Genomic DNA, 23,717 nt, shown 5'->3' on the forward strand with positions numbered 1-23,717 from the left:
GCGTCAGCCGGGGCGCGGAGTCCGAAGGGTGAGTTGGGGTTTGGTCCGTGACTGGTCCGGACGTTTGGTCAGGAGCGGGACAGCGGTGGGAGGAACTGGTAGTTATTACGTAAGTCGGTCCTTGCTCTGGGTCGACCGAGGGGAAGGTGCCTGGCGGGCAAAAGCCCAGGTCAGGCGCCTTTTTTCGTGCCTCTAGAAGAAGCCCAGCTTCTTCGGCGAGTAGCTCACCAGCAGATTCTTCGTCTGCTGGTAGTGGTCCAGCATCATCTTGTGCGTCTCACGGCCGATGCCCGAACCTTTGTACCCGCCGAAAGCGGCGTGGGCCGGGTAGGCGTGGTAGCAGTTGGTCCAGACGCGGCCCGCCTGGATGGCACGGCCCGCGCGGTACGCCGTGTTGGTGTCCCGCGTCCAGACCCCCGCCCCCAGGCCGTACAACGTGTCGTTCGCGATCTTGATGGCGTCGTCGAAGTCGTCGAACGACGTCACGGAGACGACCGGGCCGAAGATCTCCTCCTGGAAGATCCGCATACGGTTGTGGCCCTCGAAGATCGTCGGCTGGACGTAGTAGCCGCCCTTCAACTCGCCCTCGTGCTCGATGCGTTCACCACCGGTGAGGACCTTCGCACCTTCTTGCCGGCCGATATCCAGATAGGACAGGATCTTCTCCAGCTGGTCGTTGGAGGCCTGGGCACCGATCATGGTGTCGGTGTCCAGCGGATGCCCCGTCCTGATCTGCTCCGTGCGGGCGACGGCCGCCTCCATGAACTCGGCGTAGTTGCCGCGCTGCACCAGCGCACGCGACGGACAGGTGCACACCTCGCCCTGGTTGAGCGCGAACATCGTGAAGCCTTCGAGCGCCTTGTCACGGAAGTCGTCGTTCGCCGACCACACGTCGTCGAAGAAGATGTTCGGCGACTTGCCACCGAGTTCGAGCGTCACGGGCGTGATGTTCTCCGAGGCGTACTGCATGATCAGGCGCCCGGTCGTCGTCTCGCCCGTGAAGGCCACCTTCGCCACCCGGGGACTCGACGCCAACGGCTTGCCCGCCTCGACCCCGAACCCGTTGACGATGTTCAGCACACCCGGGGGCAGCAGATCCGCCACCAGGCTCAGCCAGACATGGATGGACGCCGGAGTCTGCTCGGCCGGTTTCAGCACGACCGCGTTGCCCGCCGCGAGCGCGGGAGCCAGCTTCCAGGTCGCCATCAGGATCGGGAAGTTCCACGGAATGATCTGCGCGACCACGCCCAGCGGCTCATGGAAGTGATACGCCACCGTGTCGTCGTCCAGCTCCGCCAGCGAACCCTCCTGCGCGCGGACCGCCCCCGCGAAGTACCGGAAGTGGTCGATCGCGAGCGGGATGTCGGCGGCCAGCGTCTCCCGCACCGGCTTGCCGTTCTCCCAGCTCTCCGCGACCGCCAGCAGCTCCAGGTTCGCCTCCATCCGGTCGGCGATCCTGCGCAGGACGTCCGAACGCTCCGTCACGGACGCATGCCCCCAGCCGGGCGCCGCCGCGTGCGCCGCGTCCAACGCGCGCTCCACGTCCTCGCTCGTACCGCGCGCGATCTCGGTGAACGGCAGCCCGTTCACCGGACTCGGGTTCTCGAAGTACTGCCCGCGCGCCGGCGGCACGTACTCACCCCCGATGAAATGGTCGTAACGCGCCTCGAAGGAGACGACCGCGCCGTCCGTACCGGGCGCTGCGAAACGGGTCATGAATACCTGCCTCCCGAGAAGCGCCACCCGCCGTTGGGCGGCTCTCGCGAGGAGGCTAGAAACCGGAATGTTGCAACGACGTTGCGCCCCCGCCCCGCCCCGCCCCGCCCCGCCCCGCCCCGCCCCGCCCCGCCCCGCCCCGCGCCAGTCGACAGCTGTGGGCCCCCGCACGGGGTACTCCAGCCGTCACCTCAGTCCGACCCCGCCGCCCTCCGCGCACCTCTCAGGGATGCCGGTGCCCCCACCCCGGTGGTGCCGACAGCTCCGACTCCAGCTCGCGCAGCCTGGACCGGACCGCCGGGCTCGGTCGTACGGCTGCCAGCGCCCTCCACACCTCCAGGTCGTCCTCTCCCCAGGGGGCGTGCGCCCAGTCCGCCAGCAGGTCGGGATCGAGGCGGGCTATCAGGGCGGTGCGCAGTCCATCGGCGAGTCGATGCCGCAGCCGTACGACGGCCGGCGCCTGTGAACCCGGCAGCACCGGCCCGGCGTACGCCGACGCCGCAGCCGTCACCGCGCCCGTCTCCAACCTCCGTTCCACGATCGCCACATCGGTCTCCACCGGCACCATGAGCCGGTACGGCCGCGACCCCAGCAACCCTGGCCCTAGCAGCCGCCGCAGCCGGGCCAGTTCGGCCCGCAGGGTCACCGGCGTCACCGACTCGTCCTCGTACAGCGCGCAGAGCAGCTCGTCTCCGGACAGGCCCTCCGGGTGCCGCGCCAGCAGCACCAGGATCTCGCTGTGCCGACGGCTGAGCCGGATCTTCCGTCCACCGACGACGAGTTGTGCCTCGTCTCGCCCCAGTGCCGCCAGTTCGAGCGCGTCGGCCGGCGCCCCGGGAGGGGCGAGCAGCGCGAGCTGGGACTCGGCTGCCCTGGCCACCGCCTGGACGAAGCCGAGGCTGTGCGGGTGCGCCAGGCCGTCCCCGCCGGTGATGTCGACCGCGCCGAGCACCCGGCCGGTGCGCGGATCGTGCACCGGCGCCGCCGCACACGTCCATGGCTGCACCCGCCGTATGAAGTGCTCCGCCGCGAACACCTGCACCGGCCGGTCCAGGGCGACCGCGGTGCCCGGCGCGTTCGTCCCGACCACGGACTCCGCCCAGCGCGCGCCCGGCACGAAGTTCATCCGGTCCGCCCGCCGTCTGGTCGCGGCGTCCCCCTCCACCCACAGCAGCCGGCCCTGCGCGTCGCACACGGCCAGCAGATGCTCGCCGTCCGACGCGAACGTGCCCAACAACTCCCGGATCAACGGCATGACCCGGGCCAGCGGATGCTCCGCGCGGTAGGAACCGAGATCGCCGTCCGTCAGTTCCACCCGTGCGGTGCCCTCAGGCCCGACTCCCGCTCTGGCCGAACGCCGCCACGAGTCCGCCACCACCGAACGCACCGGCCGTGTCACCGTGCCCTGCAGCGTGAACGCCTCGTGCGCGCGGCGCAGCACCCGCACCCGCTCGACGGGGTCGGCTCCCGGCTCCAGGGCCACCCATGGATCGCTCAACTCGGCCTCCCCGGAGAGCATGCACCGCCGGAACCATCGTCACCGCCGAACACCCGCCCGACAAGCCACGCGACCCCGCCGCTCGCCTCGGACGTCGAACCCGGTCACCGCGGATGTGGAACCCGGTCGGCGCCGCGCCCGGACCGCGGTTTCCCGGGCGTCCGACCGCGCCGGTCCCGGCGATGTCGAACGGAGTCGACCCGAGGACATCGGACCGAGTCGACCCGACGAGGTCGGACGGCGTTGGCCAGACGTGGTCAGACGGCGTTGGCCAGACGTGGTCAGACGGAAGTGACCAGGCGTATATAGCGGTCCCAGTCCCAGTGCGGCCCCGGATCGGTGTGGTCGGTGCCCGGCACCTCGTGGTGACCGATGATGTGGGCGCGGTCCTTCGGTATGCCGTACGTGTCGCAGATCGCCGAGGTGAGCGTCGCCGACCGCTCGTACAGGGCAGCGGTGAAGTATTCGGGCCGGTCCACCCAGCCCTCGTGCTCGATGCCTATGCTGCGGGCGTTGTAGTCCCAGTCGCCCGCGTGCCAGGCGATGTCGCGCTCACGGACGCACTGGGTGACCCGCCCGTCGCCCGAGCGCAGCACATAGTGCGCGGAGACCTGTTTCGCCGGGTTCCAGAAGACGGGCATGGTGTTCTTGTACGTCGTCTGCGTCACGTGGATGATCACGAGGTCGATGGGCCGGTCGGCCGGTCGGTCGGCCGAGGTGTAGTTGGCGGGGCTCGCCGGTTCCCACAGGGCCGGCGTGCGGTCGACTCGCGGGGGTTGGGCGTCGGCCCGCGGGCTCGGGAGCAGGACGTAGGGGATCGCGCCGAAGGCGGTGCCCCGCAGGAGTCGGCGCCTGCTCGGCGACGGCCTGGCTCGCTCCATCTGGGTCCGCCTTTCAGGGAGATCGCGCTCGGACTTCGCAGTCGAAGACGCATCCGCGGGTCGAATGGCTGCGCCTCACGTGAATCACGGTACGGCGATCGCCGGTCGGCCTGTCCGGGCGGGCGAAAAACGGTGGACGAAGCGCCGATTGTGGATAACCGCGTCACCCGGAAGGGGGAAGCCGCAGCCCGAGTCCTTGAAACGCGGCGTCCCCGGGCCGCGTCACGGTCGCACGCCGGCCGTCGCCGGATCGTCCAGCACAGCGCGGACCACCGAGTGGGCCGCGCCCAGCAGAGGCCCCTCGGAGCCCAGGCGGGACACGGTGACGGCGCATGCCGGACCGGCTGTCCGACGGGCCAACTCCCGCTCCAGCGACGGCAGCAACCAGGGCGCGAGTGCGGCCAGGGCGCCGCCGAGCATCACGGTCTCGGGGTCCAGCAGATTGACCGCGCCGGTCAGCGCGATACCGAGTGCAGTACCGGCGCCGCGCAGGGCTCGGCGCACATCCCTGTCACCGGCCGCGGCCCTCTCCGCGAGGAACTCGACGCGACGCTCTCCCGGTTCCAGGCCCGCGGCCCGCAGCACGGCCTCCTCACCGGCGTACTGCTCCAGACAGCCGCGTCCACCGCAGGCGCAGTCGGGGCCTTCCGGGCGGACCGGGACATGCCCCAGCTCGCCCGCGAAACCGCGCGTTCCACGCAGCAGCCGGCCGTCCACGACGACCGCGCCGCCGATGCCGATCTCGGCGGAGACGTGCAGGAAGTCCCGCGGGGTGCCCTCGCCGAGCCAGAGTTCCGCGAGGCCGCCGAAGTTCGCCTCGTTGTCCACGGTCACCGGCAGGCCGTGGGGGAGGAGGGCGCCCAGGTCCGTGTCGTGCCAGTCGAGGTTGGGCGCGCGGACCACGGTCCGGGCGTCGCTCGCCACCAGCCCGGGCACGGCGACCGCGAGCCCCGCCGGCCAGAGGCCCTCGCCCTCCGCCTCGGCGACCACCTGCCGGACCAGTCGGGTCAGGTCGTCGATGACCGGCTCGGGCGACCGGCCGCGGTTGGTGCCGTGCCGCACCGCCCGCGCGCGCACCTGCCCGCGCAGGTCCACGGCGCAGACCGCGAGGTGGTCGACCCCGATCTCCGCCCCGATCCCGGCGGGCCCGCGTCCGCTGAGGGCGAGCGCCGAGCCGGGCCGCCCGACCCGGCCGGGACGCTCGGGGCCCAGCTCTTCCAACAGTCCCGAGCGGATCAGCTCGTCCACCAGGGTCGACACGGCGGCCCGGGTCAGACCGATGCGGGAGGCGACGGCGGCCCGGGACAGCGGCCCCTCGGCGTTGACGGAATGCATGACCCGGGAGAGGTTGCGGCGGCGCATGCCCTGCTGGTTGTCGGGCAGGCGACGCCCGGAGTCGCCCGCGCGGGATTCGTGCAGTGGTGCGGTCATGCCTCCCTCGGCTCCGGTCGGTGTGTCCTGGTGGGTGTCCTGTAGATCATGCGGGAATCGTATTTTCCCACGTCGGACACCCGGGTCCGGTCAGCTGCCGCCCGTCTCGCGCTCCAGCAGCGGCGCCGCGTCGGACAGGACCCCGGAGATCCTGGCCAGCGTCTCCTCGTCCCGCTCCACGGCCTCCAACACCGGCCCCCGCGTCGTGTCCCAGCGGCGGGCGACCGCGGCCGGGTCCTCGCCGGTGAGCAGTCCGGCGGCCTGTGCGGCGGCGCCCAGTGCGACCAGTTCCTTCGCCTCGGGGACCTGCACGGCGCGCCCCGACAGACGGCGCACGGTCTGCTGCCAGGCCGTGCCCCGCGCGCCCCCGCCGATGAGCAGCAGCGGCGCGGAGGTGTCCGCGTCGGCGTCGAGCACCAGGTCCAGGGCACCGAGCAGGGAGTGGACGGCACCGTCGTACGCGGCCTGCAGCAGCTGGCCGCCCGTCGTGTCGTGACGCAGCCCGTGCAGCAGGCCCGAGGCGTGCGGCAGGGCCGGGGTGCGCTCGCCGTCCAGATAGGGCAGGAGAGTGGCGCTGGTGTTCGGCTCCACGGCCTCGCGGTCCAGATGCAGCAGGGCGGCGATCCGGTCGACGGCCTGGGTGCAGTTCAGGGTGCAGGCCAGGGGCAGCCAGTCCCCGTGCGCGTCGGCGAAGCCCGCCACCGTGCCGGTCGGGTCCGCGGGCCGGAGCCGGGAGACGGCGTACACCGTGCCGGAGGTGCCGAGGCTCAGCACCGGGGTGCCCGGGCGCAGCCCGAGTCCCAGCGCGGCGGCCGCGTTGTCGCCCGTACCGGCGGCGACCAGGGTGCCCCTGGCGAACGGCAGATCGTGCGCGTCCCGTACGGTCCCGGCGACCTCGCCCGGCCGGACCACGCGGGGCAGCAGGGCCGGGTCCAGCCCCACACGGTCGAGGACCTCCGGGTCGTACGCCTCCGTCGCCGACGCCCACCATCCCGTGCCGGAGGCGTCGCCGCGGTCGGTCGTGCCCTGACCGGTGAGGCGCTCGGTGAGGTAGTCGTGCGGCAGGCGTACGGCGGTGGTCGCGCGGATCGCCTCGGGCTCGTTCTCGGCCAGCCAGGCCCACTTCGTGACGGTGAACGACGGTCCCGGCACGCTGCCGGCGCGCTCCGCCCAGGCCTTCGCACCGCCCAGTTCCTCCACCAGACGGGCGGCCTGCGGCGCCGAGCGCACGTCGTTCCACAGCAGTGCCGGACGGACCGGTTCGCCCCGGGCGTCGAGGGTGACGAGACCGTGCTGCTGGCCGCCGATCGACACCGCGGAGGCCTCCCGCGCCGGCTCACCGCACTGGTGCAGTGCTTCGCGCAGCGCGTCCCACCACTGGCGTGGATCGCTCTCCCGGCCCGCACCCGAAGAGACGGTGTGCGGCGCCTGCCCGCTCGCCACCACCCGTCCGGTCGACGCGTCGACGACCAGGGCTTTGGTGGACTGTGTGGACGAGTCCACACCGACGACGAGCGGACCCTCGGCTGCTGACATCGGGCTTCTCCCTCTCACACGGCTCGTGACGTGCCGCTGCCGCGGCCGGCGCCTCTGTCCGGCGACATCTTGCCTTCCCGGAGACGTGTCCGCATACTAATTTGTAAATCGCCATGACGAAATAGTCGGAGCGCAAGGAGTCGCGGCATGAACTACCAGCCCACCCCCGACGACAGGTTCACCTTCGGCCTGTGGACCGTCGGCTGGCAGGGACGGGACCCGTTCGGCGACGCCACCCGGCGCGCCCTCGACCCGGTCGAGACGGTGCAGCGCCTGGCCGACCTCGGCGCCTACGGTGTGACCTTCCACGACGACGACCTGATCCCCTTCGGGTCCTCGGACACCGAGCGCGAGGAGCACATCAAGCGCTTCCGCGCGGCCCTGGACACCACCGGCATGACCGTGCCGATGGCGACCACCAACCTCTTCACGCACCCGGTCTTCAAGGACGGCGCGTTCACCGCCAACGACCGAGACGTCCGCCGGTACGCCCTGCGCAAGACCATCCGCAACATCGACCTGGCGGTCGAGCTGGGCGCCAAGATCTACGTCGCCTGGGGCGGCCGTGAGGGCGCCGAGTCCGGCGCCGCCAAGGACGTCCGGGACGCGCTCGACCGCATGAAGGAGGCCTTCGACCTCCTCGGCGAGTACGTGGTCTCCCAGGGCTACGACCTGAAGTTCGCGATCGAGCCCAAGCCGAACGAGCCGCGCGGCGACATCCTGCTCCCCACGGTCGGCCACGCCCTCGCGTTCATCGAGCGCCTGGAGCGCCCGGAGCTCTACGGCGTGAACCCCGAGGTGGGGCACGAGCAGATGGCCGGGCTGAACTTCCCGCACGGCATCGCCCAGGCCCTCTGGGCGGGCAAGCTCTTCCACATCGACCTCAACGGCCAGTCCGGCATCAAGTACGACCAGGACCTCCGCTTCGGCGCGGGCGACCTGCGCTCCGCCTTCTGGCTGGTCGACCTGCTGGAGAGCGCCGGATACGCGGGCCCCAAGCACTTCGACTTCAAGCCGCCGCGTACCGAGGACTTCGACGGCGTCTGGGCGTCGGCGGCCGGCTGCATGCGCAACTATCTGATCCTCAAGGAGCGTGCGGCGGCCTTCCGCGCGGACCCGGCGGTCCAGGAGGCCCTGCGCGCCGCGCGCCTGGACCAGCTCGCCCAGCCCACGGCCGCCGACGGTCTGCAGGCCCTGCTCGGGGACCGTACGGCCTTCGAGGAGTTCGACGCAGAGGCCGTCGCCGCGCGCGGTATGGCTTTCGAGCAGCTCGACCAGCTGGCCATGGACCACCTGCTGGGCGCGCGCGGCTGATCACGCGCGCGTGGGTGGCCTCTTCCGCCGACGCGGCAGGGGCCTCCCGCCACCCCGGTCGGGATCTGCGGCGGTGTCCTCCCGCGCATCCCTCGGTCGATTCCTGCACGGAATTCTTCGAGATCCGACCCGGGGACACACACCACCACCCGGGGCCTTCGGGCCGTATGCACAGGGTGGTGCCCTGCCTCCATCGGGGCAGGGCGGTGGCTGCCGGCCCCCGGGTCAGGGCGGGGGCCGGCAGCCACCAGATCCGCGGGGCGAACCTCTTCCCGGTCGTCGGCGCAACGTCCCACTCCTCGTGTCGGCCGTGATCATCGTCGTGGGCGCCGTCGTCTCCCTGGTGCTGGTCCTCCTCGGGGGCGAGACATCGCCGGACGACCGTCCGTCGGGCGGAACCCTCGGCAGTACGGACCCTTCGCCCACCCCCACCCCGTCGCTGAGCCTTCCCTCCGGACTGCCCAGTGACCTTCCGGCCCTTCCCTCGGGCTTCCCGAGCGACCTGCCCAGCGAGTTCCCCAGCGACCTCGGCTCGCTCGTTCCCGACCCGGTCGGGGATGCCGGGTGAGCGAGAACGTGCCGGGTAGCAGGGCTGGAGTCGAGGGCCGCCGTAGCCGCGCGCGGACCGACAGCGGTTCACGCGCGCGGAGCGACATACACCCACGCGCGCGCGGACTGACAGCCGCTCACGCGCGGGGACCGACAACAACTCGCGCGCGCGGACGACGTCCCGCCCGCCCGGTGCCCTCTACCCGGACCGCCTCAGGTGTCGGCCTCGGCGCCGCCGGATGCCAGTGCCGTCGCCGGATCCTGCGCCGCCGGCGCCGCAGGCACCCACCGCCCCCGCTCCTTGCGATAGGGCCACCAGCGGCCGTCCCGGCCCAGTCGCAGCTGGGCCGTGCCGCCGACCACAGTCCAACGGTTGTGCGCGGCGCGCAGCTCGGGCCGCTCGTCCTCGTCCCAGCCCGTCGCCAGAGCGGCATGCGCGTGTGCGAGCGAGTCCGCCGGCAGGTGCCATTCCTCGTCCAGCACGGCGAGCGCGGCCGCCCCGCCGTAGCGCCAGGCACGCACGGCCAGCTCCAGCCCTTCCCGGCCGCGCCCGGTGCCCCGGCGAAGCCGTGCCATGATGCTCGGCCCCGGATTGCCGGAGGCCAGCCGCACCGCGTCCTGAGGGACGGTCGGCTCCACGTCAGGGGGTTGTCGCTCGTGGCCGGGACGGAGGGCCTCGGCCAGCAGCCGATGGGCCTCCCGGGCCGTCCGCGCCGCCAGGAACTCCAGCGCGGCCGGGTCCACCCCGGGCGCGGGCGGGGTTTCGGTGTGCAGCGAGGCCGGCAGACCGGGCTCTGGCGGCAGCGGGGGCGGCTCGGGCAGCGGCGGAAGGATCCCGCCCGCCGCGAACGCCTCGGCGGCGTCCAGCCCGTCCTGGCGGCTGGCGCGGAGACCTGCCGGAGCCGGCTGTTCGTCCGCGACCGGGGCGACGCTGCGCACCTGCAGCTCGTCCAGGAGCGCACGCTCGGCGCGCCCCCGCATCAGCAGCAGGACGAACGGGTCCTGGTCGAGCAGCCGGGCCACCTGGTGGCAGAGAGCGGCGGTATGACCGCAGTGGTCCCAGGCGCCGCAGTCGCACTGCGCCTCCAGATCACCGGGGCCGGGCAGCAGTTCGACTCCCGCGGCCGCGGCGTCCTCGACCAGATGCGGTGGCATCTCACGGTCGAGCAGAGCGGCGATGTGCCCGGCCCGCTCGACCGCCATGCCCACGAAACGGTCCCAGTGGTCCTCGGAGAGCTCCTGCAGCAGCACGTCGGCGCGGTGGGCGGTGCCGTCGCGGTCCTGGACGACCGCGGTGACGCGCCCGGGGCGCACCGAGACCGCGCCCACGGCTCCCGCGCGCGCGAGCCTGCGCCCCGCCTTGACCTGTTGCCCGTCCAGAGCCGACTCCTCCAGCGCGTTCGACCAGGCCTGGCCCCACCACGTTCGCGCCGGACCCCGCCCGGGCGCGGGAGCGGGCACCGTGAACGTGCGCTCGTCGTCCTGTCCCGTGCGTTCCGTCATCGCGCGTCCCCTCGCAGCTCGACCAGCTCGGCCAGTTCGACGTCGGACAACTCGGTGAGCGCCGTGTCGCCGCCGCCCAGCACCGCGTCGGCCAACTCCCGCTTGCGCAGCAACATCTCCGCGATGCGGTCCTCGATCGTCCCTTCCGTGACCAGCCGGTGCACCTGCACCGGACGGGTCTGGCCGATGCGGTACGCCCGGTCCGTGGCCTGCGCCTCGACGGCAGGGTTCCACCAGCGGTCGTAGTGCACGACATGTTCGGCACGGGTCAGGTTCAGCCCCGTGCCTGCGGCCTTCAACGACAGAAGGAAGACGGGCACTTCGCCCTCCTGGAAGCGCTCGACCATCGCCTCGCGCTCGGTGACCGGTGTCCCGCCGTGCAGGAACAGCGTGGGCACACCGCGTGCCGCCAGATGACGTTCCAGGAGCCGCGCCATCCGAACGTACTGCGTGAACACCAGGACGCCCGCCCCTTCGGCGAGGATCGTGTCCAGCAGTTCGTCCAGCAGCTCCGTCTTCCCGGATCTGCCCGCGATGCGGGGCCGTTCCTCCTTGAGGTACTGGGCCGGATGGTTGCAGATCTGCTTCAGCCCGGTCAGCAGCTTCACGATCAGTCCGCGGCGCTCCATGCCGTCGGCGTCGGCGATCTCCGCCATCGTCTCGCGGACCAACGCCTCGTACAGCCCGACCTGTTCCCTGGTGAGCGACACGGTCCGATCGGTCTCGGTCTTCGGTGGGAGCTCCGGCGCGATGCCCGGGTCCGACTTGCGTCGGCGCAGCAGGAACGGCCGTACGAGGCGAGTGAGTCGCTCCGCCGCGACAGGATCCCGGGTTCCTTCCACGGCCTGCGCGTACCGGGTGCGGAAGGTGCCGAGCGAGCCGAGGAGGCCAGGAGTGGTCCAGTCGAGGATCGCCCACAGTTCCGACAGGTTGTTCTCCACCGGCGTGCCGGTGAGCGCCACGCGCGCGCGTGCCCCGATCGTGCGCAGTTCCTTCGCCGTGGCCGAGTAGGGGTTCTTCACGTGCTGGGCCTCGTCCGCCACGACCATGCCCCAGGACACGTCGGCCAGGCGCGGCGCGTCGAGTCGCATCGTGCCGTACGTGGTGAGGACGAACTCACCGTCGCCGAGCCCGTCCAGGCCGCGCACGGATCCGTGGAAGCGGCGCACCGGGACGCCCGGCGCGAATTTCTCGATCTCCCGCTGCCAGTTGCCCATGAGCGAGGCCGGACAGACCACGAGAGTGGGCCCGGCCGACGTGGCGTCCGCCTGCCGGTGCAGATGCAGCGCGATCAGGGTGATCGTCTTGCCCAGGCCCATGTCGTCGGCGAGACAGCCGCCGAGGCCGAGGGAGGTCATCCGGGCCAGCCAGTCGAGGCCACGCAGCTGGTAGTCCCGCAGTGTCGCGGCCAGCCCGGACGGCTGCCCGACCGGTACCTGCCCCTCGGGGTCCGACAGCCGTTCCCGGAGGGTCGCCAGCCACCCCGTGGGCCGCACGTCGACCATCCGGCCGTCGACCTCCGTGGAACCCGTCAGAGCGGCGCCGAGCGCGTCGAGAGGCGACACCTTGTGGTCCCGCCGCGCACGCGCGTGGCGGATCTCCTCCGGATCCACCAGGACCCACTGGTCGCGCAGCCGCACCATGGGCCGGTTCGCCTCCGCGAGCTGGTCCAACTCCTGCCGGGTGAGCCGCTGGTCGCCCAGGGCGAACCGCCAGTCGAAGGTGAGCAGCGCGTCGGAGGACAGGTACGACGGGGTGTCCGACGCCGCAGTCGCGGGGCCGCCCTGCTCGTCGCCGTCCGGTGGGCCGATGACCGCGCGGGCTGTCAGCCCGCGCACCAGTTCCTTCGGCCAGTGCACGTCGACGCCGGCCGCCGCCAGCAGCCCGGCGCCCTCACCGAGCAGCTCGGCGACCTCCTCGTCGGCGAGTTCCACCGCGTCCGGCACGGCTGCCGACAACAACGGGGTGAGCGGCGTCCAGGCGCGGACCGCGCGGCGCAGCGCCGACAGGGCGTCCATCCGCGCGCGGGAGCCGAAGGGCCCGTCGGCGGCCCACACGGCGGAGGCGTCCGCGACGAGCGCCGGGTCGCTCACGCTGTGCACCTGCGGGACGGCGCGGAACGTCGGCTCGGCCCCGCCCGCCCCGTCGGCGCGGACCGAGGTGAGCCCCGAGACCTCGACGCGCAGCGAGACGCGGACCCCCGAGTCGTGCCCGGAGGCCACGTCCGCGGCCCAGGCACGTTGCTCGGGGATGTGCTGGGGCTCACGTGCGGCGAAGGCGGGGCCGGCCGCCGCGATGCCGGCGGCCGGAGAGCGGGGCAGTGTGTCCATCACGGCGTCGAGGAACTCGCGCAGCAGCCGCTCCGGATCGGGCAGCCGCAACGGCTCGCCGTGGTCGACGGGCACCGCGTGTGCCTCGGGCGGCATCGCGGCGGCCAGCTCCCTCACCCGGGCCACGTCCTGCGCGCGCAGCGGACCGGCCCGCCAGGCGTCATGGCCGCTCGCGGTCACACCGGGCAACAACAGCCCGCGCGCGGCGAACTGGAGTGCCAGCACAGAGGCCGCCCCCCAGAACGCGGTCGCCCGGTCGGACTCCGTGGCGGCACGCGCGCGCGTGAGCACCGGCAGCGCGGCACGTACCGGGAGCGACACGGCGGGTACCGTCACCTGCCGGACGCCGCCACCGCCGGGCAGGACGACGGTCACCTCCCCGGTGGTGCTGTGCGCCACCGGGGGCGGCGCCGAGCCGTCCGCCCGCCAGAAGGACACTCGGCCGGTACGGGCGGGGTCCGCCGCGATGAAGACGGCGTTGCAGCGGGTCAGCTCGTCGATGTCGGAGTGAGATGCCACGAGGTTCGTCGGCACAGGGATACTGAACTCCTCAAATTTGACTACCTAGCCAGAATCGCCGAGGTTACCTCGCTTCAAACCTTTGACGGACCCGCGGTGGAGTGATGTGGGTCACTTTTGCCCGTCGGTGGTGAGGGCATCTCAGGGTTGTACGGGGTTCGACTCAGGGGCGTGTCAGGGTCGTGGTCCGGAACCGCGGGGACTCCGCTCCCGTTTTCAGGACAGAGAGCGGCAATGGCCGCGAAGGAGGCGACCGAGATGTCGAAGAGTACGAAGATCGTCGCGGGGGGTGCGGCCATCGGGATCATTCTGCTGATCCTGTTGCCCTTCCCCTTCTGGGCCAATCTCCTGATAGTCCTGGGGATCCCCACGGCCGCGTACCTCGCGCTGGACCCGTCGCAGCGGCGCAGGCTGCGTCGGGTGGGCCGCAAGGAGCTCGGCCGCTGAGTTCCCGCCGGCCCGCACGCGGGCCGGCGGCACCTCCGGCTCAGTTGGGGCGTACGGCGATCTTGTCCAGGGATTCCAGGAGGCCGGGCAGTTCCGGTCCCCGTCCCACCGGCAGGACCTCGCCGGGTTCCTCGTCGAGAAGGACGAACGCGATGTCGTCGGTCCTGGCCACCATCGACCAGCCGGGACCGTCGGCCCGGAGCGTTCGGGCGTCGCCCGGCGCGAAGGAGGAGCGGACGCGCCCGAGGGGTGGTGGGGACTCCACATACGCGCGAGCCTCGGCGAGGACGCGACGGATGCCCGTGCGAGGGACGTCCTGGTCCTTGCCGGAGTCTGTCGCAGCCCCGGTCGCCGTCGCGTCACCTGACGCCGTCGCGTCACCCGTTGCCGCCCGGTCCCGGTCCGCGCCGTCCTGCCCGGCGAACGCGGCGTCGTCGATCTGCTCCCGCCACCTGGACCACTGCAGTGCGATCTCGTCGGCTCCCAGGCGCCGCTGGGCGGGGCCCCAGGTGCCGGTGTCCGGCGGGCTCAGCGGGGGCAGGTCCGAGACCTCCGGGTCGGGATCGTGCGGGGCGGGCACCCCCGGAGCCGCCACGGCCACGGCGAGGGGCCAGCCGGGCAGCGCCGCCACGACCGAGTGCTCATCGGGTGAAAGGTCGTACTCCATGCCGCAGTCCCATGAAGCGATGGCCACGGCGACCAGCGACACGTCGTCCACCGCCACGGTCCACCGGGCACCTTCGCCGTCCTGTCCCAGGACGATTCCGTACCCGTCGGCGAGCGGGGCGAGACCGAGGGCCGCGCAGGCCTCCGGATAGTCGTCGCCCAGCACGCTGGGAAAGTTCGCGGGCGTGAGCAGTACCGCCGTCAGCACATACAGTGCGTCGTCGTCCCCGGCGGTGACGGCGTCGTCGTCCGTCCCGGCCATGCCGGCCTCCCATTGCTCTCGCTCGTCCGTCGGCGCACCCTAATGCGCCCGACGTGCCCTTGTCACGAGCGTGCACCCGGTACGGAGCCGCAGGTGTCCGGGTGGACGGGGCGAATCGACCGAGACCCCACTCGTTCAGGCGGCGGGCAGCCCCAGAAGTGACCGCGCCACCGTCTGCGGGGACTCGTCCCGCTCCCGCGCGAGTGCGATGACCGCCCGGCACGCCAGCTCGCTGACCCCGAACGACAGGGCCTCGGGCGACACCCAGGTCACGGCCTCGTCGACCTGCTCCTGGTCGTCCTCGGCGGACGCGGAGATGTAGACGGCGGCCGCCTCGAACAGGTTGTGCGTGCGTTTCGCCTCCTGCGCGGTGTTCTCGGTGCGCAACGAGGCGAAGAATCTGCCGAAGGACTTGCGAACACTCTCGAACATATGGGCTACATACCCCCTGTGTCGGTGTCACAGCCGTCCTCATCAACGTAGAGATGCGGTCGCGGTCGCATAAGGGGGAGGGCGGGCCGTGTACGTGCGACCGGCTCGTGCGGGACGCCGGGCGGACCGGGCCCGCCCGGGCCGCCCCGGGGCTCAGTCCACGCGCGCGGCGAGTGCGAGGAATCGGGTGTCCTCGTCGGCGTACGACGTCAAGCGCCAGCCCGCGGTGGCCAGCAGCGGTTCGAGGTTCTCCTCGGCTCGCAGGTCCTCCGGGGTGATCCGCCGCCCCTGGCGCGCCGCGAGCGCCGCCCGGCCGATGGGGTGGAAGAGCGCGAGCGTGCCGCCCGGCCGGACCACCCTCGCCAGCTCCCGCAGGTTCTCGGCCGGCTGCGGGAGGTGTGCGACGAGGCCCGCGGCGAACACCGCGTCCAATGACTCCGTGCGCAGCGGCAGCGCGGCCACGTCGGCGAGCAGCAACTGCCCGTCGCGGTCCCGTCCGGCCCGCGCGGCGGCCTCCAGCATGGCGGGTGTCAGATCCGCCCCGAGCACCGCTCCGGAAGGTCCCACGGCATCGCGCAACGGCGTCAGGGCCCGTCCCGTGCCGCACCCCGCGTCCAGCACCCGGTCGCCCGCGCGCAGGCCGAGGTCGGCGACCGCGGCGGCGTAGGCGGGTCCGTCGTCGGGGAACCGGGTGTCCCAGTGCGCCGCCCGTGCCGTGAAGAACTCCTGGACATGTGTGTGGTCGTCACTCATGCCTCGCATGATGTCGCACCGGAACAGCCCAGAAGACGACGCGCACGTTCAGGCGGCAGGCGATCGTTCGAGTGCATATATGCGCCACATTCCAGCACCTTTCGAAATGCGCCCCCTCCGTGCTCCTGTGCCCCCACTAGCGTCCCGGAGCCATGGGACACCTGGACCACGCCACCTTCGGCTGGCTTACCCCCGCGCTGTCGTACGTCATGGCCTCCATCGGCGCCGCGCTCGGCCTGCGCTGCACGGTCCGCGCACTCGGCACCACCGGCAGGTCCCGCCGCAACTGGCTCGTCACCGCGGCCTCGGCGATCGGCACCGGTATCTGGACCATGCACTTCGTGGCGATGCTCGGCTTCGGCGTCAGCGGCACCGAGATCCGCTACGACGTGCCGCTGACCATCCTGAGCCTCCTCGTCGCCATGACCGTGGTCTGCGGCGGAGTCTTCGCCGTCGGCCACAGCCGCGACCGGGGCCGGGCCCTTCTCCTGGGCGGGCTCGCCACCGGCCTCGGCGTCGCGAGCATGCACTACCTGGGCATGGCCGCCGTCCGGCTGCACGGCGACGTGACCTACGACCCGGCACTCGTCGCGCTCTCTGTCGGGATCGCCGTGGTCGCCGCGACCGCCGCCCTCTGGGCGGCGCTCAACATCCAGTCGCCCCTCGCGGTCACCGTCGCGTCCCTGGTCATGGGGGCGGCGGTGAGCAGCATGCACTACACCGCGATGTGGGCGGTGCGGGTGGAGGTCACGCCGTCCGGGGCGGTCCTGCCCGGGGCCACGGCGATGCAGTTCATCTTCCCCCTCGCCGTCGGCCTCGGGTCCTACCTCTTCCTCACCTCGGCGTTCGTCGCGCTGTCGCCCACGGCAGGGGAGCGAGAGGCGTCCGCGTCGGCCCAACGGCCGGTCGAGAACGCCGTCGCCCACTAGCCGCGGGCCGGCCTTCCTTCCCGCCCCCGAACCACTCCGATCGAGGAGGCCATGCGTACACCCCGCACCACCCAGACAGGCGCCGCCGAGACGCCGCCCCGGCCCGCCGTACGCGGCCGCCGCGCCCACGCCGGACCTCCCGCCGACGAGCGCTTCGACCCCGACGAGACCGGCGCCCCCACGACCGGGCCGCCGCTGCGCGCGGGACGCCGGCACATACGCCCCCGCACCGTCCGGGCCAAGATCGTCTGCCTGTTGATGGTGCCCGTCGTCTCCCTGCTGGCCCTGTGGGCGTACGCCACCGTCACCACCGCCCAGGACATCGCCCGCATCAGGCAGTCACAGCGCGTCGACGCCTCCGTACGCGGCCCCGTCGCCGACGCCGTCGCGGCGCTCCAGGCCGAGCGCGTGGCCGCCGTGCGCTACGCCACCAGACCCACCGCGCAGGGCGAGAACGAGCTGCGGACCACGGCCAAACGCACCGGCCGGGCGCTCGACGCACTGCGCCTGGGGGACCGGCACACCGTCGCCGACGGCGCGGACCTGCCGCCGGGAGTCGCCGAACGGCTCGCCGGGTTCGTGGCCGGCGCCGACCGGCTGAGCGCGCTGCGCACGTCGGTGCTCGACCGCCGGACCGGCTGGACCGAGACGTACGAGCGCTACACCACGACCATCACCACCGCCTTCGGCGTGGGCGGCGCGCTCACCGGCATCCAGGACGCCGAAGTCGGCTCCGACGCGCGCGTGCTGCTGGAGTTCTCCCGCGCCGCAGAGGCGCTGGCCCAGGAGGACACGGTCCTGGCCGGCGCCCGCCTGGCCGGAACCCTCGACCGTGAGCGGCTGCGTCTGTTCACCGGCGCCGTCGACACCCGCCGCACCCTGACCGAGGCCGCCGGTGCCGACCTGCGCGGCACCGAACGGGCCGCCTGGCAGGAACTCTCCGGTGAACGCGCCTACGCCGACCTGCGCGCCGTAGAGGACGAGGTGGCCGCGAGCCATTCCGGAGTTCAGGCGCTCGGCGCCGCTCCCGAAGCGGCCTGGAAGTCCGCCCACGCGCGCGTGCGCGACGGCATGCGCGGCATCGAGTCCGACGCCGGACGCGAAACCGCCGACTCCGCCGGCCCGTTCACCCGCGCCCTGCTCACCCCGGCGGGAGCCGCCGTACTTCTCGGCCTCGCCGCCGTCGCCGCGTCGCTCGTCATCTCCGTACGCATCGGACGTGGCCTGGTCGTCGAGCTGGTCAGGCTGCGCAACGACGCCCTGGAGATCGCCCGCCGCAAACTGCCCCACGCCATGGGGAGACTGCGCGCCGGGGAGGAGATCGACGTCGACACCGAGGCCCCGCCCGGACCGCCCGCGGAGGACGAGACCGGTCAGGTCGCCGAAGCCCTCGGCACCGTCCACCGAGCGGCCCTCCACGCCGCCGTCGAGCGCGCCGAACTCGCCGGCGGCATCTCCGGCGTCTTCGTCAACCTCGCCCGCCGCAGCCAGATCCTCGTCCACCGCCAACTGAGCCTGCTCGACAGCATGGAACGCCGTTCCGACGACCCCGACGAACTCAGCGACCTCTTCCGCCTCGACCACCTCACCACCCGCATGCGACGCCACGCGGAAAGCCTGATCATCCTCTCCGGAGCCGCTCCGGGGCGCGCCTGGCGTCTGCCCGTCTCCCTGACCAACGTGGTCCGCGCCGCCGTCTCCGAGATCGAGGACTACGCGCGCGTGGAGGTACGGCAACTCCCCGAAGCGAAGATCGCCGGCGCCGCGGTGGCCGACCTCACCCACCTCCTGGCGGAACTCGTGGAGAACGCCGCCCAGTTCTCACCGCCCCACACGCGCGTGCGGATCACCGGCGAACCGGTCGGCAACGGATACGCCGTCGAGGTGGAGGACCGGGGCCTCGGCATGGGCAAGGAGACCCTGACCGAGGCCAACCGCCGCATCGAACAGTCCGAGGCCCTGGACCTGTTCGACAGCGACCGCCTCGGCCTCTTCGTGGTGAGCCGACTCGCCGCCCGCCACGACATCAAGGTCCACCTGCGCACCTCGCCCTACGGCGGCACCACCGCGGTGGTCCTCCTCCCCACCACCCTGCTCCACGACGGCGTGCCGGAACGTTCCCCTCGCGCCGCCGCCGAGGCGCGGCAGCAGCCCGCGGAACGCGAGTACGCGCGCGTGGCCGCCGCCCCGCACCAGGAACCCGTCGAACAGGCCGCGGACCGGCGCGCCCTCATGGCCCCCGTCGCCTCAGCCTGGCCGGCCGCGGCTCACCGCGGTGCGGACGGCCCGCCCGAGCCACCGCCCGGCGTCACCGCCCTGCGGCCCCACCGCCCCGCACCGGAACCGGACAGTGCCGGCGAACTGCCGCGCCGTGTGCGTCAGGCGCACCTCGCACCCCAGCTCCGTCAACAGCGCGCCGGGCAACCCACGCCGACAGCGACCTCCCCGCCGAACGACACACGCACGCCGGAGCTCGTACGGGACCGCATGGCCGCCTACCGCGACGGCTGGGCACGAGGCGGCGGCAGAGCACCCGGCAGGGGCGTCACCCACAGCCCCGTGACGGGCAGCGACAGCAGCGAAGGAGACCCCGCATGATCCACGACCAGAACACCAGGGCCACCGAGCGGTCCGGTGAACTCGACTGGCTGCTGGACGACCTGGTACTGCGCGTGCACGAGGTACGGCACGCCGTGGTCCTGTCCAACGACGGGCTCGCCGTCGGCGCCTCCGGCGACCTCACCCGCGAGGACGCCGAGCACCTCGCTGCCGTCGCCTCCGGCTTCCACAGCCTGGCCAAGGGCACGGGCCGCCACTTCGGCGCCGGTGGCGTACGCCAGACCATGGTGGAGATGGACGACGGCTTCCTCTTCGTGGCGGCCGCCGGTGACGGCTCCTGTCTCGCCGTACTCACCTCGGTCACGGCCGACATCGGACTGGTGGGATACGAGATGGCGCGGCTGGTGAAACGCGTCGGAGAGCACCTCCGCACACCGACCCGCGCCGGCGCCCGCCCGCCCGCGGCCGGATGAACCAGGAACGGGCCGTGCTCATGACCGAGGGCAGCACAGAGGCTTCGCAGGAGCCGTCGGGCAGCCGGTGGTTCGACAACGAGGCCGGGCCGCTCGTCCGCCCCTACGCCATGACGGGCGGCCGCACCAAGTCCGGCCCGAGCGGGACCCGTTTCGACCTGATCGCGCTGGTCACGCTCGACGCGGACGCACCCGGTGCCGACGACGACCTGCTCGGCCCCGAGCATCGCGTACTCGTCGAACTGTGCCGTACCGAGACCCAGTCGGTCGCCGAACTCGCCGCGGGCACCGACCTGCCCGTCGGCGTGGTACGGGTCCTCCTCGGCGACCTCCTGGAGCTGCGCCGCGTCACCGTCAGCCGTCCCGTTCCCCCCGCGCAGCTCCCGGACGAGCGGATCCTGCGCGAGGTGATCGAGGGGCTCAAGGCGCTGTAGACGCACAGGCACATACGTCCAGCCCGGACCGACTTGTGCACCGACCAGTCACCGAACACGCAAGAAAGTGGTCGGCGACGTGAAAAACCGAAGCAACGTCCCACGAAAGAGCGGCAGTTGTCATGATGCTTACTTCTCACAGCCGTACCGATGTCGACCACGGCCGACACTCCCGAGAGAAGTGATCGATGGTCTCCGAGCACGTGGACGAGACAGAGGGCGACACGGGCGCCCTGGCACTGAAGATCCTCGTCGCCGGTGGATTCGGCGTGGGCAAGACCACCCTGGTCGGCGCGGTCAGCGAGATCAGACCTCTGCGCACCGAGGAACTCCTGAGCGAGGCGGGCCAGTCGGTGGACGACACCGAGGGGGTGGACCAGAAGACCACCACCACCGTCGCCATGGACTTCGGGCGCATCACCATCAGATCGGGACTCTCGCTCTACCTGTTCGGCACACCGGGACAGGACCGGTTCTGGTTCCTGTGGGACGAACTGGCACAGGGAGCGCTGGGCGCCGTGGTCCTCGCGGACACCCGGCGTCTCCAGGACTGCTTTCCGGCCGTCGACTATTTCGAGCACCGCCACATCCCGTTCGTCGTCGCCGTCAACTGTTTCTCCGGAGCCCGTTCGTACGCCGCCCCCGATGTCTCGCGCGCCCTCGATCTCGACCAGGGCACCCCCGTGGTCCTCTGTGACGCCCGGGACCGCGACTCCGGGAAGGAAGTGCTGATACGGCTCGTCGAGTACGCCGGACGGATGCACACCGCCCGACTGCTCGACTCCGTGAGCTGAACCGGCGGCAACGCGCCCCGTCCTGGCCGGTTCTTGTCCCTTGACACCGCTGTTTCGGGCAGGGAAGCGCCCGTTGTCGCTGGTCGTGCGTAAGCCCCGCCATGCCTTGTCGGTCATCTTCCTTGCCATGTCCCCGTCCTCCTTGCTCCGACGGCGGCGGTGGGGAAGGCTGAATCGTCGGATCCTCCTTGCCAGGGGGGAGCGACGAAACGGGGAGTAGGGACGATGGTGCGGAACGCGGGACTCGGTTGGCTGCTGGACGACCTGACCGAGCGCGTCGAACCCATACGGCACGCCTTGGTGCTGTCCAACGACGGACTCGTCACCGCGGCCAGCACCGGCCTGCGCCGCGAGGACTCCGAACACCTCGCCGCGGTCTCCTCGGGACTGCAGAGCCTTGCCAAGGGCTCGGGCCGCCACTTCGGCGCCGGTGAGGTCCGGCAGACCATGATCGAGTTCGACGACGCGGTGCTCTTCGTCACCGCGGCCGGCCCGGGCAGCTGCCTGTGCGTACTCAGTGCCGCGGAGGCCGACATCGGTCAGATCGGCTACGAGATGACGCTGCTGGTGAACCGTGTCGGCGAACACCTTCGCGTGGACGCCCGCCGCCCCGAACGCTCGGCCGCGATGGACCGCTGACCTGCCCTTTTCGGTGATCCGGGCAGAGTTATCCACAGGCCCGCCACGACTTTCGGCGAACCGGCTACGGTTTTTCCCGAGGCGAGCGCGAGACCGGCGCGAGCACCGCACCACACGGGGAGAACCACCATGTCCGGCGACACGATCACGCGATCCGCCATGCCCGCCGCGCCCGCCACGGCCACCGGGTCCGGTACATCCACCGCACCGGGCGCCGGCACGGCGCCGGCCCGGGCGACCGGCCACACCACCCTCACACCGAGTCGTGCCGCCCGTGAACTGGGCCTGAAACGACGCGAACTCGACCTCGCCGTCCATCTGGGATGCCTACGCACGATCGTCGACGACGCGGGCGGAGGCCGCCGGATCGCACGGGCGGAGATCGACCGGCTCCGTGCCGAGAACGGCTTCCCGCAGACGCTGCGGGAACGGATCGACGCCGTCAGTGCCGGTCCGGCCGCCCAGATCCTCGGCGTGCCCGCCTCGCGCTTCACGCGACTCGCGCGGCTGGGGCTGGTCACGCCGGTCAAGTTCTACTTGAACCGCTACCGAGCCGTGGTCTGGCTCTATCTGGCAACCGAACTACGGCAGTTCGCGGCCGACGAGAACAACGCCCGATGGCTGACGGGCCGGATGCCGCAGGACATGAGGCGTCGGCTGGAAGCGGGGCTGGATCTGCGCCCCCGGAACTGGCGAGGGCGCCATCTCGGATTCCTGCTGCGCGAGTCCGACGACCCCTGGCGGCGCGCCGCCGCCCCGGCCGCCCTGCTCGATCCGGTCCAGGTCGCGGAGATCGTCCAGGACCCCTGTGAACGCGCCCATCTGGACCGCCACCGGCCCGCACGGGCCGACCGGCCCCCGCCCGAGTCGCCCGCCGCGCAGCTCATGGCGCGGATCATGACCGCGGACGATCCCGACGAGATCGCGTGGCTGCGTACCGACCTCCAGCACGCCCTCGCCGAGGCCCGCGCCCATCGCCTCGCGCCACGGCCCCGCCGCAACGTGCCCGCGCCCACCGTCGCCTCGCAGCGCGGAACACCGACGGTGGCGGGGCCGGCACCGAGTCCGCCCAGGGGAGGGCGGCGTCCCGACTCGCAGTCGACGGCCGGCACGGCTCCCCAGGGGCGACGTGGCCTGCTGGGCCGGCTCCGACGCAAACCCCCACGGATCCGCCGGTCAGGCGCCGAGCTTGCGGAACAGCCCCTCCTGCACGACCGACACGAGCAGACGTCCTTTCAGATCGTAGATGCGGCCGCGGGCCAGTCCGCGGCCGCCCACCGCGATCGGTGACTCCTGGTCGTACAGGAACCACTCGTCGGCGCGGAACGGCCGGTGGAACCACATGGCGTGGTCCAGTGACGCCATGTCGAAGCCACGAGGCCCCCACAGAGGCTCGACCGGGATACGGACCGCGTCCAACAGGGTCATGTCACTGGCGTACGTCAGTGCGCAGGTGTGCACGAGCGGGTCGTCCCCCAAAGGCCCCACGGCCCGCATCCACACCGCGCTGCGCGGCTCGGCGTTCTCGACCTCCTCGGGGGTCCAGCGCAGCCGGTCGACATAGCGGATGTCGAAGGGCTGACGCCGGGCCATGCGTTCCAACTGCTCGGGGAGCGCGCCCAGATGCTCGGTGATCTCCTGCGACACCGTCGGCAGCGACTCGGGGTCCGGCACCTTCCGGGCAGGCGGCAGCTGGTGCTCGAAACTCCCCTCTTCAGGCTTGTGAAAGGAGGCGGTCAGATTGAAGATCGTGCGGCCCTGCTGCACGGCGGTGACCCGGCGTGTGGTGAACGACCGCCCGTCGCGGACCCGCTCGACCTGGTACACGATCGGCACCCCCGGCCGACCGGGGCGAAGGAAGTACGCGTGCAGCGAGTGCACCGGCCGGTCGCCCTCCGTGGTGCGGCCGGCGGCGACCAGCGCCTGGCCGGCGACCTGGCCGCCGAAGACCCGTTGCAGGGACTCCTGCGGACTGCGCCCACGGAAGATGTTGACCTCGATCTGCTCCAGGTCGAGCAGATCGACGAGCCGCTCGGCGGGGTTGGTCGTCAT

21 protein-coding genes are annotated in these 23,717 nt (G+C 72.2%); 10 read left to right on the top strand and 11 right to left on the bottom strand.

Annotated features, from left to right (window positions below; translation table 11 throughout):
• Positions 1-192: 192 nt before the first annotated feature.
• The 5 genes from adh to xylB all read right to left on the bottom strand — a co-directional run bounded on the left by adh (position 193) and on the right by xylB (position 7,062).
• Positions 193-1,716, bottom strand: a complete 1,524-nt coding sequence (gene adh / locus ACWCRJ_RS04650) for an aldehyde dehydrogenase (RefSeq protein WP_450937891.1) — start codon at positions 1,714-1,716, stop codon at positions 193-195.
• 223 nt (positions 1,717-1,939) lie between these two features.
• Complete coding sequence (locus ACWCRJ_RS04655; RefSeq protein WP_450937892.1) at positions 1,940-3,235, bottom strand: GAF domain-containing protein; 1,296 nt, start codon at positions 3,233-3,235, stop codon at positions 1,940-1,942.
• Between the two features lie 260 nt (positions 3,236-3,495).
• A complete protein-coding gene (locus ACWCRJ_RS04660; RefSeq protein WP_450937893.1) occupies positions 3,496-4,095 on the bottom strand; it encodes an N-acetylmuramoyl-L-alanine amidase in 600 nt (199 codons plus the stop codon).
• Positions 4,096-4,317: 222 nt separating this feature from the next.
• Positions 4,318-5,526 carry an ROK family protein gene (locus ACWCRJ_RS04665; RefSeq protein ID WP_450937894.1) on the bottom strand — a complete coding sequence of 403 codons (1,209 nt, stop codon included), beginning with the start codon at positions 5,524-5,526 and terminating at the stop codon, positions 4,318-4,320.
• A 90-nt stretch (positions 5,527-5,616) separates the two neighbouring features.
• A complete protein-coding gene (xylB, locus tag ACWCRJ_RS04670; protein ID WP_450937895.1) occupies positions 5,617-7,062 on the bottom strand; it encodes a xylulokinase in 1,446 nt (481 codons plus the stop codon).
• A 147-nt stretch (positions 7,063-7,209) separates the two neighbouring features.
• Here xylB and xylA point away from each other — a divergent pair, with 147 nt between their 5' ends.
• Complete coding sequence (gene xylA / locus ACWCRJ_RS04675; protein WP_450937896.1) at positions 7,210-8,376, top strand: xylose isomerase; 1,167 nt, start codon at positions 7,210-7,212, stop codon at positions 8,374-8,376.
• A gap of 310 nt (positions 8,377-8,686) precedes the next feature.
• Complete coding sequence (locus tag ACWCRJ_RS04680; protein ID WP_450937897.1) at positions 8,687-8,944, top strand: hypothetical protein; 258 nt, start codon at positions 8,687-8,689, stop codon at positions 8,942-8,944.
• A 194-nt stretch (positions 8,945-9,138) separates the two neighbouring features.
• Here the strand turns inward: ACWCRJ_RS04680 and ACWCRJ_RS04685 are convergent, their stop codons facing one another.
• Together ACWCRJ_RS04685 and ACWCRJ_RS04690 are read right to left on the bottom strand one after the other, a co-directional pair.
• On the bottom strand, positions 9,139-10,428 hold the full coding sequence (locus tag ACWCRJ_RS04685) for an SWIM zinc finger family protein (protein WP_450937898.1): 1,290 nt from the start codon (positions 10,426-10,428) through the stop codon (positions 9,139-9,141).
• On the bottom strand, positions 10,425-13,292 hold the full coding sequence (locus ACWCRJ_RS04690) for a DEAD/DEAH box helicase (RefSeq protein WP_450937899.1): 2,868 nt from the start codon (positions 13,290-13,292) through the stop codon (positions 10,425-10,427). The genes ACWCRJ_RS04685 and ACWCRJ_RS04690 overlap by 4 nt, the downstream gene beginning before the upstream one ends.
• A gap of 243 nt (positions 13,293-13,535) precedes the next feature.
• Between ACWCRJ_RS04690 and ACWCRJ_RS04695 the strand changes: the two genes are divergently transcribed.
• Positions 13,536-13,724, top strand: a complete 189-nt coding sequence (locus ACWCRJ_RS04695; protein ID WP_450937900.1) for a hypothetical protein — start codon at positions 13,536-13,538, stop codon at positions 13,722-13,724.
• 40 nt (positions 13,725-13,764) lie between these two features.
• On the opposite strand, the gene ACWCRJ_RS04700 is transcribed toward ACWCRJ_RS04695, so the two are convergent.
• The 3 genes from ACWCRJ_RS04700 to ACWCRJ_RS04710 all read right to left on the bottom strand — a co-directional run bounded on the left by ACWCRJ_RS04700 (position 13,765) and on the right by ACWCRJ_RS04710 (position 15,837).
• Entirely contained in the window at positions 13,765-14,652 is an 888-nt protein-coding gene (locus ACWCRJ_RS04700; RefSeq protein WP_450937901.1) for a hypothetical protein, read from the bottom strand.
• A gap of 135 nt (positions 14,653-14,787) precedes the next feature.
• Positions 14,788-15,084 (bottom strand): hypothetical protein, encoded by a 297-nt coding sequence (locus ACWCRJ_RS04705; RefSeq protein WP_450937902.1) that lies wholly within the window; start codon positions 15,082-15,084, stop codon positions 14,788-14,790.
• Positions 15,085-15,237: 153 nt separating this feature from the next.
• On the bottom strand, positions 15,238-15,837 hold the full coding sequence (locus tag ACWCRJ_RS04710) for a class I SAM-dependent methyltransferase (protein ID WP_450937903.1): 600 nt from the start codon (positions 15,835-15,837) through the stop codon (positions 15,238-15,240).
• A 152-nt stretch (positions 15,838-15,989) separates the two neighbouring features.
• Between ACWCRJ_RS04710 and ACWCRJ_RS04715 the strand changes: the two genes are divergently transcribed.
• The 7 genes from ACWCRJ_RS04715 (at position 15,990) to ACWCRJ_RS04745 (ending at position 22,955) form a co-directional block, all read left to right on the top strand.
• Positions 15,990-16,766 (top strand): MHYT domain-containing protein, encoded by a 777-nt coding sequence (locus ACWCRJ_RS04715; protein ID WP_450937904.1) that lies wholly within the window; start codon positions 15,990-15,992, stop codon positions 16,764-16,766.
• 51 nt (positions 16,767-16,817) lie between these two features.
• Positions 16,818-19,364, top strand: coding sequence for a sensor histidine kinase (locus ACWCRJ_RS04720; protein WP_450937905.1), 2,547 nt, complete (start codon positions 16,818-16,820; stop codon positions 19,362-19,364).
• The gene (locus tag ACWCRJ_RS04725; RefSeq protein ID WP_450937906.1) at positions 19,361-19,798 is read left to right on the top strand and encodes a roadblock/LC7 domain-containing protein; all 438 of its coding nucleotides are present in this window, start codon (positions 19,361-19,363) and stop codon (positions 19,796-19,798) included. The genes ACWCRJ_RS04720 and ACWCRJ_RS04725 overlap by 4 nt, the downstream gene beginning before the upstream one ends.
• Positions 19,799-19,818: 20 nt before the next feature.
• Positions 19,819-20,232: a DUF742 domain-containing protein gene (locus ACWCRJ_RS04730; protein WP_450938154.1), complete on the top strand. Its 414-nt coding sequence runs from the start codon at positions 19,819-19,821 to the stop codon at positions 20,230-20,232.
• A 188-nt stretch (positions 20,233-20,420) separates the two neighbouring features.
• The gene (locus ACWCRJ_RS04735; protein WP_450937907.1) at positions 20,421-21,026 is read left to right on the top strand and encodes a GTP-binding protein; all 606 of its coding nucleotides are present in this window, start codon (positions 20,421-20,423) and stop codon (positions 21,024-21,026) included.
• Between the two features lie 225 nt (positions 21,027-21,251).
• Positions 21,252-21,665 carry a roadblock/LC7 domain-containing protein gene (locus ACWCRJ_RS04740; protein ID WP_450937908.1) on the top strand — a complete coding sequence of 138 codons (414 nt, stop codon included), beginning with the start codon at positions 21,252-21,254 and terminating at the stop codon, positions 21,663-21,665.
• Positions 21,666-21,794: 129 nt separating this feature from the next.
• Positions 21,795-22,955: a DUF6397 family protein gene (locus ACWCRJ_RS04745; protein ID WP_450937909.1), complete on the top strand. Its 1,161-nt coding sequence runs from the start codon at positions 21,795-21,797 to the stop codon at positions 22,953-22,955.
• Here ACWCRJ_RS04745 and ACWCRJ_RS04750 read toward each other — a convergent pair.
• Positions 22,842-23,717: an acyl-CoA thioesterase gene (locus ACWCRJ_RS04750; protein ID WP_450937910.1), complete on the bottom strand. Its 876-nt coding sequence runs from the start codon at positions 23,715-23,717 to the stop codon at positions 22,842-22,844. The genes ACWCRJ_RS04745 and ACWCRJ_RS04750 overlap by 114 nt on opposite strands.

This window comes from Streptomyces sp. NPDC002324, assembly GCF_053593335.1.